At 68.1% G+C, this 12671-nt stretch carries 12 protein-coding genes and 1 pseudogene; 5 read left to right on the top strand and 8 right to left on the bottom strand.

The genetic code is table 11. The features are described from left to right. Nucleotides 1-245 precede the first annotated feature (245 nt). Together OHS16_RS31365 and OHS16_RS31360 are read left to right on the top strand one after the other, a co-directional pair. The gene (locus OHS16_RS31365) at nucleotides 246-1049 is read left to right on the top strand and encodes an alpha/beta fold hydrolase (RefSeq protein ID WP_328540624.1); all 804 of its coding nucleotides are present in this window, start codon (nucleotides 246-248) and stop codon (nucleotides 1047-1049) included. Further along, nucleotides 1049-2335, top strand: coding sequence for a PP2C family protein-serine/threonine phosphatase (locus OHS16_RS31360; protein WP_328541054.1), 1287 nt, complete (start codon nucleotides 1049-1051; stop codon nucleotides 2333-2335). Before OHS16_RS31365 ends, OHS16_RS31360 begins: the two co-directional genes overlap by 1 nt. A 480-nt stretch (nucleotides 2336-2815) precedes the next feature. On the opposite strand, the gene OHS16_RS31355 is transcribed toward OHS16_RS31360, so the two are convergent. The 3 genes from OHS16_RS31355 to OHS16_RS31345 form a co-directional block, all read right to left on the bottom strand. Continuing rightward, nucleotides 2816-3079: a hypothetical protein gene (locus OHS16_RS31355; protein WP_328540623.1), complete on the bottom strand. Its 264-nt coding sequence runs from the start codon at nucleotides 3077-3079 to the stop codon at nucleotides 2816-2818. A gap of 204 nt (nucleotides 3080-3283) precedes the next feature. Further along, on the bottom strand, nucleotides 3284-3439 hold the full coding sequence (locus tag OHS16_RS31350) for a hypothetical protein (protein ID WP_328540622.1): 156 nt from the start codon (nucleotides 3437-3439) through the stop codon (nucleotides 3284-3286). Nucleotides 3440-3615: 176 nt separating this feature from the next. Then, a complete protein-coding gene (locus OHS16_RS31345; RefSeq protein WP_328540621.1) occupies nucleotides 3616-4857 on the bottom strand; it encodes an FUSC family protein in 1242 nt (413 codons plus the stop codon). A 1424-nt stretch (nucleotides 4858-6281) separates the two neighbouring features. Between OHS16_RS31345 and OHS16_RS32195 the strand changes: the two are divergent. Together OHS16_RS32195 and OHS16_RS31335 are read left to right on the top strand one after the other, a co-directional pair. Beyond that, nucleotides 6282-6398 (top strand): annotated as a pseudogene (locus OHS16_RS32195) (MerR family transcriptional regulator); the annotation flags it as partial. After that, a complete protein-coding gene (locus tag OHS16_RS31335) occupies nucleotides 6374-7168 on the top strand; it encodes an alpha/beta fold hydrolase (RefSeq protein WP_328540620.1) in 795 nt (264 codons plus the stop codon). The pseudogene OHS16_RS32195 and the gene OHS16_RS31335, both read left to right, overlap by 25 nt. A gap of 291 nt (nucleotides 7169-7459) precedes the next feature. Here the strand turns inward: OHS16_RS31335 and OHS16_RS31330 are convergent, their stop codons facing one another. Then, nucleotides 7460-7669 (bottom strand): DUF6243 family protein, encoded by a 210-nt coding sequence (locus OHS16_RS31330; RefSeq protein ID WP_262041892.1) that lies wholly within the window; start codon nucleotides 7667-7669, stop codon nucleotides 7460-7462. Nucleotides 7670-7793: 124 nt separating this feature from the next. Between OHS16_RS31330 and OHS16_RS31325 the strand changes: the two genes are divergently transcribed. Beyond that, nucleotides 7794-8021 (top strand): hypothetical protein, encoded by a 228-nt coding sequence (locus tag OHS16_RS31325; RefSeq protein ID WP_328540619.1) that lies wholly within the window; start codon nucleotides 7794-7796, stop codon nucleotides 8019-8021. A gap of 610 nt (nucleotides 8022-8631) precedes the next feature. On the opposite strand, the gene ddaH is transcribed toward OHS16_RS31325, so the two are convergent. From ddaH to OHS16_RS31305, 4 genes are all read right to left on the bottom strand, one after another. After that, nucleotides 8632-9483: a dimethylargininase gene (gene ddaH / locus OHS16_RS31320; protein WP_328540618.1), complete on the bottom strand. Its 852-nt coding sequence runs from the start codon at nucleotides 9481-9483 to the stop codon at nucleotides 8632-8634. A gap of 217 nt (nucleotides 9484-9700) precedes the next feature. Then, complete coding sequence (locus tag OHS16_RS31315) at nucleotides 9701-10951, bottom strand: MFS transporter (protein WP_328540617.1); 1251 nt, start codon at nucleotides 10949-10951, stop codon at nucleotides 9701-9703. 74 nt (nucleotides 10952-11025) lie between these two features. Beyond that, the gene (locus OHS16_RS31310; RefSeq protein WP_328540616.1) at nucleotides 11026-12291 is read right to left on the bottom strand and encodes a KamA family radical SAM protein; all 1266 of its coding nucleotides are present in this window, start codon (nucleotides 12289-12291) and stop codon (nucleotides 11026-11028) included. Nucleotides 12292-12430: 139 nt separating this feature from the next. Further along, nucleotides 12431-12643, bottom strand: coding sequence for an MbtH family protein (locus OHS16_RS31305; RefSeq protein ID WP_328540615.1), 213 nt, complete (start codon nucleotides 12641-12643; stop codon nucleotides 12431-12433). Between the last annotated feature and the right edge of the window lie 28 nt (nucleotides 12644-12671).

The raw sequence follows: 12671 nt of genomic DNA, 5'->3' as shown, positions 1-12671 counted from the left end.
ACAAGACAGATTTTCTTTCGCATTCCATTACGGCCCGTTCTTGTGATTACCCGCACTTCCCCTCCGCTGCGGGACCCTTCCTTGATACGTGCCGTATCAAGGAAGGGTCCCGAATGAACCCCACACCTACGAACGATCGCGACACCCGCAGCGGGACCGGCGGCCCCGCTGTCGGCGCCGGCGCCGATTCGGGCCGGGGCGGCCACCCCGGCCCGCCAGCCCCGAGCAGTGGAAGACTGCAGAGCGTGGATATCCGTCGCAGGAATAACGTCACCGTCACCGGCCGTGCGGACGGGCCGGTGCTCGTGCTTGTGCACGGGTTCGGCTGTGATCAGAACATGTGGCGCCTGGTCGTCCCGGCACTGGCGAAGGATTACCGGGTGGTGCTCTTTGACTACGTGGGCTCAGGCCGCTCGGATGCTTCGGCGTGGAGTGAGCAGCGGTACAGCTCACTGGGCGGGTACGCCCGGGATATCGTGGAGGTCCTCGAAGAGCTGGACCTGCGGGATGTGGCGCTGGTGGGACATTCGGTCAGCGCCATGGCCGGTGTGCTCGCGGCGGCCCAGGCGCCGAAGCGGATCTCCCGGCTGATGATGATCGCTCCTTCCCCCCGCTACATTGACGAGGACGGCTACCGGGGCGGGTTCAGCGCCGGGGACATCGATGAGCTGCTGGAGTCGCTGGAGTCGAACTACCTCGGATGGTCGGCGGCGATGGCTCCAGTGATCATGGGTAACGCGGACCGGCCGGAACTGGGTGAAGAGCTGACCACGTCCTTCTGCGCGACCGACCCGGCCATCGCGCGGGTCTTCGCCCGCACCACGTTCCTGTCCGACAGCCGCAAGGATCTTCTCAGCGTGGCGGTACCGACGCTGGTACTGGAATGCGTACAGGACGTGATCGCCCCGCGAGAGGTGGGCGCCTACGTCCACGCCGCGATCCCTGGCAGCCGACTGGTCACGCTGGACGCAACCGGGCACTGTCCGCAGCTGAGCGCACCGGAGGCCACGGCAGAGGCGATCATCGGCTTCCTGGGTGAGTGCCGGTGATGTGCCGCACCGGCCAGGAGCCCAACGAACCGAGCACGGGTGAGGACGTAGCCGCTACCGACGTGGCCTTCTCCGCCCTGCTGGAGGACAGTGCGGAGGAGCTGTACGAGCAGGCTCCGTGCGGCTACATGTCGACGCTGATGGACGGCACCATCGCGAAGATCAACACCACCTTGCTGGAATGGCTGGGCCTCTCCCGGCAGCAGGTGGTGGGCCGGATGCGGTTTCCCGATCTGCTCACCGTGGGCGGCAAGCTCTACCACGAGACGCACTTCGCCCCGCTGCTGCAGATGAACGGCGAGGCCAGCGGTATCGCCCTGGACATCAAAGCCGCCGACGGGCAGCGGATGCCGATGCTTGTCACCTCGAAGGTGAAGACCAGCGATGCCGGGGAGCCGATGCTCATCCGCACCACGATCTTCGACGCCCGTGACCGCCGCGCCTACGAGACCGAGCTGCTACGCGAACGCCGGGCAGCCGAAGAAGCGCGACTGCAGGCCGAGGCCGACCGCCAACGCCTCCAGGAAGCTCTCGCCGTCCTCCAGCAAAGCCTGCTGCCCGCCGAGCTGCCCACGGTTCCGGGCCTGGAAGCCAGTTCCTACTACCACATCGCCTCTCCGGATCTTCTTGGCGGAGACTTCTACGACCTGTTCCCGCTCGGTGCCGGCCAATGGGCGTTCTTCCTCGGCGACGTGTGCGGCAAAGGTCCCCAGGCCGCCGCGGTCACCTCCCTGACCCGCTACACCCTGCGGGCGGCCGCTCTGCACGACCCAGACCCCGTCACCGTGCTGACCACCCTGAACACCGTCCTGCACGAGCGGTACGCGAGCGGCGAGGCCCGCTACTGCACCGCGATATTCGGCGTCCTGCGCCCCGGCAGCGACGGTGTCAGCGTGCACCTGGCCTCCGGCGGCCACCCCTCCGCTCTGATCCAACGCGCCGACGGCAGCGCGCACTTCCTGCCCACACCCGGCGGCATGCTCGTCGGCGCTCTGCCCCAGGCACAGTTCACGCCCGCCAGCACCGCGCTCGCCCCCGGGGACACTCTGCTCCTCTACACAGACGGTCTGACCGAAGCGAGGGTCGGCCCGGAACGCGACCTCTATGGTGAGGATGCCTTGCACGCCTTCACCGCTGCCCTGGCCCCGGCCGGCCCCAAAGACCTGGTTTCCGCTCTGAAAGGGCTGCTCACCAGCTTCGGCGACGGACTCGACGACGACACCGCGCTCCTCGCCCTCGGCATGCCCGCCTCGCTGCCTATCCCTGCGGGTGAAGACCGGATATGAGCCTGCTGACCGTCACTGATCCTGCAGCTGCTGGGAGCACACCGGGCCCGGCGGTGGTTGCCGCCTCTGTGCCCGTGTCACCGGGCACAGAGAGGAAACACGGGCACCTTCCAGCAAGGTCGAGGTCGGCCAGCGTCGCTGCTGCACGGGACGCGAGTGCGGAGCCGGGCTGCACCAAGGGAGAGCGCGCCCGAAACCAGGCTCGTGCGGCAATAGAGACCACGAACCCCCCGGCACTCGATCCGGCAGGCGCACCGGGATTCTGAGTGATCGAACCACCAGCTCGCTATTAGGCGCCCACATTCCCACGGCCTCCCTTAGCCCATCACACGCTTCGGCAAGGCAGTCAAGTCGGCGGAAGCGGCAGCCATGATGTGCATCGGGGTGGGAACGACTCCGATGCACCCTCACTACGCAGAGGCCCGGTGTCTTTCCTGGTCGGCTTCGCCAGTCATCATCGGGCCGGCAGAAGGCGCGGTCTCAGAAAGGTGCGGGCCCGCTTCCGAGTACGCCCATCGCTGTTTGGCCCGGTGCGAGCTTGCCCTCCAGTACGAAGCGGCCTTGCTTCCCGTCGGGAAGGCGCATGAGGGCCGAGTCCGAGGCAAGCACCTTGAACATGTCGGCGTCTTCGTAGTCGGACAGGCGACCACCCCAGTGGCCCTCCTTTGCAACGGACAAGTCAGCTTGCATCGTCACATCCACGTCGTCAGCCACTACGGTCACAGGCCCCTGGTAGGTCGTCATACCCCATTGTCAGCCTTGGAACGCCAAACCCCGGCGCGCACACAGTCGTGGCGGTCCCCCGGATGTGCGTGCAGTCGTCCCGAGAGCCGGAGGCCGACAGGCACAGCGACTCCCGCGACCGGGCAGATAGTCCAGTTCGTGCTGCACGCATTCCAACCCGGCCGTCTCGCACCGAATCTCTTCGGGCCGGCGCCTTGACCTCGTTCACCAGTAGTGCCTGCGCCCTCCAACCGCGCGGCCCACCGCACCCAGAATCCACAGGGCCACCCCGATAACCGCCAGGATCATTCCGATGGTCCACAGAATGCCCAGCCCAGTCACCAGACCGACGATAAGGAGAATGACTCCGAGAATGATCACGCCGAACCTCCAATCACGGATCGCCCAGTCAATAGAATGGTAATGCACCCATTTTCAGGTCGTGCTGGCCGCGCAGGACGGGCCCCTGGATACATCTCAGCTGAACGGACACTAGGGCCGGGGATGAGAGAAGCCCGCCTTGGTCCGTTCGTAGTGAGCCTGTGCTTTTTCAGCCCTCAGTGCGAGGCCTGCTGTTGTGCGGCGTGGTCGACGCCGTGCTGCAGGACGTCGCAGGTGTACTGGAATTCGTCCGTCAGCCGGGCCGCTTCCGCAAGGAGGATGCCGTAGGGGCAGGACGGGTCGCTGACGCGCAGTGAGCCGGCCTGTGCGTCCTGGGCGAGCTGTTGGTAGAGCTCTTGGGCGTCGCTCGCGGTCTTGCACAGTTGCCGGGCCTGGTCCTTCAGCCGGTCTCCGTCGATGTCGCTGAAGAGGCCGGTGATCCGGGCGAGGGAGGCCAGCAGGTCTCCGTAGGCGTGGTAGAAGCGCCGTTGCTCGTGATCGGTACGCTCATCCTCACCCTGCTCCTGGTCGAGGCTTCGGGTCATCGACGCCACCTGGTAGGACACCCGTTCCAGGGCGTCGACCACTGCCTGGTAGCCGTCGAAGGTCACGTGGTGGCCGTGCTTGCGCCGCAACACGTGGCGGGGGTTGTAGTAGATGCTCTCCCTCGCGGTGTTCATCGACGATTGCGCCTGAGTGACGATGGAGCCCAGCGATGCGGCACGTTGCCGCCATTGTGCGGTGCGCTCCTTATCCAGCCCCTCCTCTTCTCTCAGGGCGGGGTAGATATCGCTGATCAGGTCGCACAGCGACTGCGCAAGGGTGTGAACCCCGTATTCGGCGCTGCGGTAGCGCAGTGGCGGCAGCACGAGCAGGTTCACCAGGACGCCCACGCCGCATCCGATGAAGACGAGCAGGATGATCTGGCCGAGCTGCGTGAGTGCTTGTCCCGAACTGGACGCGGATACGTAGGTGGAGAAGGCGAAGAGGGCCGCAGTGGCTACCTGGGCCCCCTGGGAGCCCAACGGCCGCCACCGGCCGATACTCAGGGCGACGAGCGCCACCAGCGCGAACGTCAGCACATCAGGGCCGGCCAGCAGGCCGAGCACGGCCTGCAGTGCCACACCCGCCGACACTGCGCAGACGTAGCGAAGCGCCTGTGTCACCGACTGGTACACCGTGACCTGCATGATCAGGATCGCTGAGAACGGGGCAAAAGCCGGGGACGTCGCCTGCATCACGCCGTAGGCGATCACCCAGGAGATGGTGGCGGCAAGGGTGCTTTTCCCGATCAGCTCCAGGGTGTGCCGCTCATGTCCGTCCGAACCCGCAGCCCGGCGCAGCCACTGCCTCGCCCGGGCGGCCCGTCCAAGCGCCGCTGCCCGCGTCCGTGGCGGCGATGCCGCTGACTGTGTCATTCCTGTCTCCTGACCAACGCCGTACTCCGTTCAGTCCCCGCCTGCCCCACTCCCCCGTTCGCAGCCATACGTAAACAGCACCCACAACAGCCCCATGCGGCACGATCCAGTTGAACAGCTCTGCCCGGCACTGCCCGCGATCGTGCCGCGCAAGGCGGCCGGCTAAGGGGGCGCGAGGGGTGAGCATGGTCATTGGTCGTGGGCTGTCGTGGAGGCGGCGAACGCCGACGCCATCCGGGCCTGTCCCGACGGTTCGATCTCCGGCCGGGCTTCGGTCAGCCGCATCCGCAAAAGCCCTGTGCCAGTAGTGCGGGCCCGAGGCCGACGCTGACACCCGGGCCCGCACATCCCGAGCAACAAATCGGGCCGGCCGAAGGTACGACCAGCTCTCGCCGGGCATCGGGCAAGTCGCTGGGATATCAGCGACGTTCACGTGTGATTCCGAGCTGCCCACCCGAGGCCCCGCCGGCCGGGGCGCAGACTCCGGCGCCCGAATACACGGCACGCAACCTGGCGCCGTGGCGCAGGAGCAGCCAGGCTCCGCCGGACGGGGCGGCTGTGGTGTTTGCGGCGTCGAGGTCGCGTATGGCCTGGCCGGAGTGGGTCCGCTGGGCGCCTGTTCCGTGGCCGAAGCCGACTATCTCTCCACCCGAGCTTCAAAAATCTATGTCGGCTGGAGTAGACATTGGGTGGTGGTGTGGTTATGGTTTCTCCCGTAGCCAGAGAGACCGCAGGGTCCGGCAGAAACGAACTGCCGGGCAGCAGTACCCGTAGTTGCAGTGCGCAGGACGGTGCGGTGGTGGAGTTTCGAAGCCAGGATTGCTGCAGGACGGCGACGGGGCTGACGACCGGACCGGGTGGCCCGCAGCGATCAGGGGCTACCGACAGCAGTACCGCAGCACCCGCAAGTGCAGTACCCAGCAGTGAAGTCACGTGAGCAGCACCTTGGTGAAGGCGTCGGCTGCGGGCGCGCGCACCGGGAGGTTCGGCAGCGGGGTTCCAAGCCAGGACAGACGCAGGACGGGCGACGGGGCTGGCTGACGGAGAGTGGCGCTTTTCGCAGGCCACAGGGCAGTACGCGGAAGAGCAGTACCAGGCATGTAGTTGATCAAGAGGGAAGAACGGAGGAGTCAGGCGCCATCAGGATCGCCCGGGCAGAGTCTCGAGCCCGGGTACCGCAGGACATCGACAGTGAGGTGGTCTCCGGTCAAGCAACCGCGATCCCCGCATCCCACACCCTCTCCCGGGCGGGCATGCGGAAACAGAAGGCCGGCGCAGTACCAGGACCGGCAGATGGTGTAGTTCCTTCGGGGCCCTGGTGCCATACGGCACCAGGGCCCCTCCAGCGTGTTCCACAGAGAGGTGCAGGGACAGCAGACGACTCGTTCGGTCGTCTGGATGACGCCGACTACCCCGCCAACACCATGGGCCGGGCGGCCGACACGCCCGGCACCACCCAGGATTTCATCCGCGCTATCGGCGAAGCCCGACTCAGCGGCAGGGTTAGCCTTTGGGGATGGAGATCCGAGTGGGCCAGGTGGTGGTCCACTACGTGGAGCACGGGGCCGGTCGACCCGTGCTCGTCCTGCACGGCGCCGGCGTCGACCATCGCGAGGCTGAGGCTTGCTTCGAGCAGGTTTTCGACGGCGTTGCCGGGCTCCGGCGGATCTATCCTGACCTCCCTGGGATGGGCCGGACATTCGCTCCCGAAACGCTGCGCAGCGCCGACGACGTCCTGGAAACCATGCTCGACTTCACCGACGAGGTCACTGGCGGGACTGCGTATCTCCTCATTGGTCACTCGGCTGGCGCGTACTACGCGCAGGCGATGGCCGCGGCGCGACCGGGGCAGGTCGCTGGTCTGGCGCTTGTCTGTCCGTTGTTGCCGGGACTGCGCGATGTCCCGGAGCATCACGTTGTCGCCGGGTCGGGTGAGATCGGCGATGACGTCTTCCGAAGCTATTTTGTGATCCAAACCCTGGAGATGCTCGAACGGTACGAACGTTACGTCGCCCCAGCCGCCGCGCTCGTCGACCAGGCCGCGCTCGGGCGAATCGGCGAACGGTGGGCGCTCACGACCGATCACGCGCCGGCTTACGCGGGCCCGACACTGGTCATGGCAGGGCGCCTGGACTCGACGGTCGGATATGCCGCCGCTGCCGACCTCGTCGACCACTACCCGCACGCCTCGCTCGCCGTGGTCGACGAAGCGGGCACGCCCTGCCCCACGAGCAACCGGAACTCCTGCGCACCCTCCTCGTTGCGTGGCTCGCGTGCGTCGAGCGCTCGAGCTGACTCGAAACAGGCTTGACCCGGATCAGCGTGGTTACCGAGATCAGCGCGGTTGGAATGTAGGGGCCAGCACCTCGGTCGCCCGGGCTGGGCACAGGGAACGCGCTGGTGGTCACGCTGCTGGTGGAGCTCGGGGTGGTGGCGGTAACGGGGCTGCTGCACTGCGGCTGCCCCGGGTAGTCGGCCGAGACGCGGGTGGTCGGCCGAGAGCTGAGCGTATCGGCCGCGCCCGGTACGGCAAGCAGGGCCCGAGCCGCGCGTTGCGGTCCGGACCCTGCCCCGTGCGGCGCCGCCCTGCGGCGGCGGTGCGTCAGCTCTGTGCGGTGTCGTCGCCCGTCTGCCCGGAGCCCTCGGCTGCGCCCGCCTTCTCACGCATCTTGCGCACCAGCTCCGCCTTCTGGTCGGCGGCACCCTGGCGGTCGAGGTTGCGGTGCGGACCGTTGTTCTGCCGCTCGGCGCGGGACAGCTTCTTTCGCTGGCCGCCGCCCATGCCCACGGGGTTGTTGATGTTCTTGCTCACGGTTCTCCCGGAATGATGTGAAGCGATCTACGGATTCGTCGGGTGGGGGACGGGCGGGGCGACATCGAAGGACGTCAGCAGGGGCCCATCACGCTCTCACTCGTAAATCGGAGTCTGGAAGAACATGACCAAGACGATACCCGGTTCCGTCGGCCCCGCACACCAGCTCTTCCGCCGTCCCCGCGTCGGCCGGACCTTCGGCGAGCACCCGGGGCCAGCCGTCTCCTACCAGCAGTCTCAGCGCCGCCAGCACCCGCCGGTGATCACCGCCCGCCCAATTCGACAGGGCGGACCTGCACCCGATATCCGCCCGACGCTCGCCGACCTGGGCCGCTTCCGCTTCACCGCCTAGGCCAGGCCGCGGAGGCGCTGATCGGCACCCGCTTCCAGACCTCCGCCGAAGCCTTGGTCCACCCGCCCTCAGGTCCAAATCGTGCAGGTAGACACCCTCGGGACCAATCTGCTCGCCCTGGTGGTGCCATGTCTGGCGACAACGCGGCTCGGCGCCCGACGAACTCGACACCCCCCGCAAGACCCTCCACGACTATGCAGGCACGGTCCGGAAACCTGGCGCCGAAGCCAGGGAGAACAAACTGTTGGCGCTGCACACCTTCCACCCCACCGACGGACACCTCACCCCCGCCAAGACGCCCTCTGGGTCGGCATGAGGCGAGCGCTGCGGCCGGGCCTTCCAGGCGGCCTTGATGTGCTCATGATGTTCTTGAAGGTCGGCGATCGGGCCTCCGGGGAAAGGAAGAAAGCACGGGGCCCGGCTAGCGAAGTTCCCGGTGCTCTCGCCGTGGCCGGCTCTCGGACTGCGCGGAGGCCCGCGCGAGGTCGGCGGCCTTGTCCCTGTCTCATGCGCTCCTGGCCATCAGCGGACAGCGCCCGCTCCCCCGCAGCCAGCAAGATCACGATCTACAGCTGGAGTAGTGACTGCCCGTCATGTCCGGCTCCACCCGTCACCGGTCAAGCTCCAGCGTGCAGCACTTGACGCTTCCGCCGCCCTTCAGGAGTTCGGACAGGTCGACGCCGATGGGCTCGAAGCCACGGGACGCAAGCCGTTCGCCCAGGCGGGCCGCGGTCTGCGGCAGGACCACGTGTCGCCCGTCACTGACCGCGTTGAGACCCAGCACCGAGGCGTCCTCGGCGGTCGCGATCAGAGCGTCGGGGAAGAGCCGCTCCAGCACGGCCCTGCTGCCGGCCGAGAACGCCCCCGGGTAGTACATGATCTCGTCGCCGTCCAACACGGCCAGCGCGGTGTCGAGGTGGTAGTAGTCCGGGTCCACGAGCCGCAGGCCGATCACCGGTCGGCCGAAGAACTCCTGCGCCTCGACGTGGGCCTCCGCCGTGCTGCGGAAGCCCCGTCCCGCGAGGATCCAGCGGTCGGTGGCGAGGAAGTCGCCCGCACCTTCGTTCACCTGCTCGGGCTCGTGCAGCGTGGTGAACCCTGCGTCCTCCAGCCGGCCCAGGTAGGCGGGGCCCTCGGCCGCGCGCTCGGCGTTGCGGAACCTCGCACCGAGCACCTTGCCGTCGAACACCGTGGCACCGTTGGCCGCGTAGACCATGTCGGGCAGTCCGGCAATGGGCGGTATCAGGTCCACCCGGTGCCCGAGTTCCAGGTAGAGGGCCCGCAGCCGCTCCCACTGGACGACGGCCAGTGCGGTGTCGACCGGCTTCGAGGGGTCCATCCAGGGGTTGATGGCATAACTGACCGTGAAGTGGGTCGGCCGGCACATCAGATAGTGGCGCGGGGTCGCGGTCCGGCCGGTGGTACCGCCGTTGGCGGTGCGGGCGGGCGAGGCGGCGTTCATGGGGCTCCGTTCGGAGGGATCGGAATGTTCGGAGTTTCGGAGTTTCGGAAGTTCGGAAGGCAACGACGGAAGGGCAGAAGAATCAGGCGCGAGGCCGGCGCGCCGTGCCGGGCGGCGGCGCATCCGGTGACGCGTGTCCGGCGGAGTCCCCCGGCAGGAAGGTGATGGGAGGCGCTCCGCCAAGGGAGCCGGCCGGGCTCAACTCCCCTGCCAGGTATCAGGGTTCGGTGGACATGGTGCGGATGCCGCTGCCGAAGGTCGCCGTGACCGCAGATACGGCGAGTATCAGCGCGAAGACCAGCATCACGGTCCCGCTGGAGAAGTGCGCCAGGAGCAGCCCGGCCAGCCCGGGTGCGAGCGCCGTCGCCGACATGGCGACCAGGAGGATCACGCTGACCACACGGCCCTGGAGGTGGTCCGGGGTGATGGCCGCCTGGTAGCCGAAGAGGGCGGAGTTGGCCGTCGGACCGAGGAAGACCGCAGCGGCCAACGGCACGGCCGCCAGCACACCGGTCGAGAACAGCGAGCTCACCGCGATCAGCCCGGCGCTGACCCAGCAGAGCACCAGGATGAGTGTCGGCAACCGCATCCAGCGCTGGAGGGCGGGCGCGGCGAAGGCGCCCAAGAATCCGCCCAGACCGAAAATCGTGCTGGCCAGGCCGACGACGAACGATGAGGCCCCGGCCCGCTGCAGGGACACGACGATCGCGAACATCATGCCGGTGAAAGCCATGTTGAGCGGCGCGGCGATCAGCAGCAGGGCACGCAGGAAGGGGTTGCCCAGTACGAACCGCAGCCCCTCGACCCCGGCCGCGCCGCCGGACTGGGCCGACTGCTCCCGGGGCTGCTGCATCGGCTGGCGGATGAGCAGCACTGCCACCAGCGACAGCAGGTAGCTCAGCGCGTTGCCGAGGAACGGCAGCGACCGTCCCAGCCCGAACAGCAGGCCGCCCAGCGGCGGACCGGCCAGTGAAGTCCCGTACGATCGAGCCTCGTTGCGGGCCACGGCCGTGGCGAGCTCTGTCGAGGGGACCAGGTTGCGCACCGCGGCGTGCTCCACGGTGCTGAACAGCGCGTTGGCCGCGGCGCCGCCGACCACGACGACCAGCACCATCGTCACGCCGGCCTCGCCCGCCAGGACCGCGCCCCACAGCACCGCGTACGCGACGATCCGGAACCCGTCGCAGACGATCATCAATCGGCGCCGGTCGAGGCGGTCGGCGAGCACGCCGGCCGGCAGCCTGCAGACCAGGCCGACCAGCAGGCTGGTCGTGCCGACCAGACCCGCCTGCGTCGGGGACCCGGTCAGCTGGAGCACGAGCAGCGGCATGGCCAGGTTGGCCATGGCGCTGCCCAGGTCGGAGAGGCACTGACTGCCCCAGAGCAGGTTGAAGGCACGATTGCGCCACAGACTCGGTGGCCGCTCGGTCCGTGTCGTGGCGACGGCGTCCTCGCTGTTCGGCCGCATGATGGCTCTCCAGGGCGTTCGGGATCGGGGATGGCCCCGGGCGCGGTGGCGCCGGGTCCGGACGGAAGGGCGGCTCACACCGGCCACCATGAGCCGAGCGCCGGCCGCAGGTCGTCGAGCCATTCGGCGCCCGGGTCGTGATGGGCGAAGAACTGCCGGCCCACCAGGAGGGGGTCGCGGGCCTGCAGCAGCCGCAACGTGAACACCTCGGTGCCGCCGATGTCGGCGATGCCGTCGATGAGCACCTTGCCGGGAGCGGCGGACATCACCGGCCCGCGGGCCGTCCGGGCCAGCCCCGACACGCTCCGGACGGCCTCCGTGTAGATGTGCAGGACCCGGGTCAGCGGCACGCTGAAATAGCTGTGGGCGCCGGTGTCACGCTCGACGAACATGTAGTACGGCACCACGCCGAGTTCGACCAGCCGCTGCCACATCTCAGCCCAGTCCTGGGCCCGGTCGTTGACGTGCGCGATGACCGGCGCCTGAGCCCGGATCACGGCGCCGGTGTCGCGAATGCGCCGGATCGCCTCGCGCACCGCCGGATTCTCCAGTTCGCGGAGGTGGGAGAAGTGGGCCATCACGGCCACGTGCCGGCCGGCGGCCACGATGCGCTCGAACATCCGGAGCACGTCGTCGGCGTCGCGGTCGGTGGTGAAACGGGCCGGCCAGTAGGAAAGGGCCTTGGTGCCGAATCGGATCGTGCGGATGCGCTCCAGGGCCGGGTCGAGCAGGGGGGCGACCCACCGGTCCAGCACGGTGGCATTCATGATCATGGGGTCGCCGCCGGTGAACAGGACATCGGTGACGGCCGGGCTGCCGGACAGGTAGGAGACCACCCGGCTGATGTCCGAGGCGGCCTGGCGGATATCGGCGTTTCCGACGAACTGGGACCAGCGGAAGCAGTAGCCGCAGTAGGAGTGGCAGGTCTGCCCCTGCGACGGGAAGACCAGGACCGTCTCGGCGTACTTGTGCTGGACGCCGGTCAGCGGCTGTCCCTCGTGGGTCGGCACGTTGGCGTCCAGTTGGTCGCCGGGGTTGGGGTTGAGCCGGTCATGGACCTCCCGGGCGGCCTTGCGGATGACGTCGGCCGGTGCGAGGGCCAGGTGCAGGGCCGACATACTGTCGAAGATGTCGGGCGGCAGCATGTCCCGGTGCGGGAAGGTCAGCCGGAAGATCGGGTCGTCCGGGGCTGCGGACCAGTCGATGAGCTCGTCCGCGACGTACTGGTTGACTTTGAACGGCAGTACCGAGGAGACCACCCGCAGTTCGCGCAGGTACTCCTCGGGCATGCCCCGGTCACGGGCAAGTCGCTCCAGACGCTCGTGCGAATAGACCCTCATCACTGCCGCCTTACTCTGTGTGCTGTGTTTCCGGTGGATGCTTCGACACATGGGTGTCGGGTTCCGGCGCCCCTGGCCGGCGGACCGGGGGCGGGTGGCGCTGCCGGGCAGCCGGCCACCCGCCCGGTCCTTGGCGGGATCACCTCTCGGCGTCGGCCATCCGCAGACGCAGGCTCAGAGGCCGCATGTCCGTCCACACTTCGTCGATGTGAGCCAGGCAGTCGGCCTTCGGCCCCTCGAACCCGGTGGGCGCCCAACCCGTCGGCAGCTCACGCCCGGTGAACCAGATCGAGTACTGCTCCTCGTGGTTGACCACGACGCGGTAGGTGCGGTTGTCCTCGTCGACGGACATGTCGTTTCTCCTTATTTCGTGTTGCGTG

Origin of the sequence: Streptomyces sp. NBC_00344 (genome assembly GCF_036088315.1) — a bacterium.
Lineage (GTDB): Bacteria > Actinomycetota > Actinomycetes > Streptomycetales > Streptomycetaceae > Streptomyces.
The sequence above is the reverse complement of the archived record's forward strand: the minus strand, read 5'-3'. Positions and strand labels throughout refer to the sequence as shown.